This is a genomic window from Nocardioides sp. NPDC023903, assembly GCF_040639295.1.
Lineage (GTDB): Bacteria > Actinomycetota > Actinomycetes > Propionibacteriales > Nocardioidaceae > Nocardioides.
In genome coordinates this window covers 1-1,165 of record NZ_JBEZZS010000096.1, presented here as the reverse complement: position 1 = coordinate 1,165, position 1,165 = coordinate 1, and the positions used below count along the sequence as shown (strand labels likewise).

At 68.0% G+C, this 1,165-nt stretch carries 1 protein-coding gene and 1 pseudogene; both read right to left on the bottom strand.

Annotated features, from left to right (window positions below; all coding sequences use genetic code 11):
* Positions 1–91: 91 nt before the first annotated feature.
* Complete coding sequence (locus AB0F44_RS30205; protein ID WP_357361060.1) at positions 92–760, bottom strand: dihydrofolate reductase family protein; 669 nt, start codon at positions 758–760, stop codon at positions 92–94.
* A gap of 134 nt (positions 761–894) precedes the next feature.
* Positions 895–1,165 (bottom strand): annotated as a pseudogene (locus AB0F44_RS30200) (anthranilate synthase component II); the annotation flags it as partial.

The window sequence follows — 1,165 nt, the reverse complement described above, 5'->3', positions numbered from 1 at the left end:
GGTCATGTTCAGGTGTGGAGCAAAGTTGTCCGCGAACTGTGGACAGCTGAATTTTTGCAGGTCAGTGCTGTGATTTCGTTCGCGGTACCAGTTAGTTGCGGGGGTGGGGATCGGGGCTGACCTGGTAGTTCAGCACAGCGACATCCCCAAGTTGTTCCACACCCGTCAGGTGCAGCCTGCGACCGGCACCGCCGGGGAACTGCCCCGGTCCGACGAAGCGCGGCGCCGCCGGATCACCGACCAGGATCGGCGCGATGGCCAGACGGATCTCGTCGACCAGGTCGGCCGCGAGGAAGCCGGTGTGCATGCCGGTGCCCCCTTCGACCATCAACCGGTGGATACCGCGCGTGCCGAGGTCGGCGACGAGGGCGGGCAGCGCGACACGCTCGCCGAGGCTGACCACCTCGGCGAGTCCGTCGAGCCGGTTGCCCAGCGCCGCGGCGCCCGCATCGGAGGTGTAGACGAGCTTGCCGCCGCCGGTGTGCCAGAAGCGAAGCCCTGGATCGAGATCACCGGAATCGGTGACGGTCACCTTCACCGGAAACTCGGGTCTGCCCGCCGACATCCGAGCGGCCCGCCGCTCGGCGCTGTTCACCAGCAGGCGGGGATTGTCGGTACGCAGAGTGCGCGCACCGATCAGGATCGCGTCGGACTCGGCGCGGATCTGATCGACCCGGTCGAAGTCGGCGGCGTTCGACAACAGCAGGCGCTGCGCACTCGCGTCGTCGATGTAGCCGTCCAGACTCGCCGCCACCGACAACAGAACCCACGGCCTCACTGTGTTCTCCACGGCTGACGCCGCCCCGCGCGGCCACCTCGGCCTCGATGCTTGCCTCCGGCGTTCAGGGCGCTTCGCTCCTTCTCTGTGGTCAGTCCGGCATCGAGGCGGCGCCGCTACGGGGTCACGAGCGCGGCGACCTCCGCCTCGAGCGCGGAGACGAGCGCCTCGGACGGACGTTCACCGCAGACCTCCAGCCAGTTGGCGAGCATCCGATGGCCGCCCTGGGTGAGCACGGACTCGGGGTGGAACTGGACGCCGTGGATGGGCAGGGTGCGGTGGCGCATCGCCATCACGATGCCGCTCTCGGTGTGGCCGACGACGACCAGATCCTCAGGAATGGTTTCCGGGAGAACTGTCAGCGAGTGGTAGCGGGTGGCGGTGAAC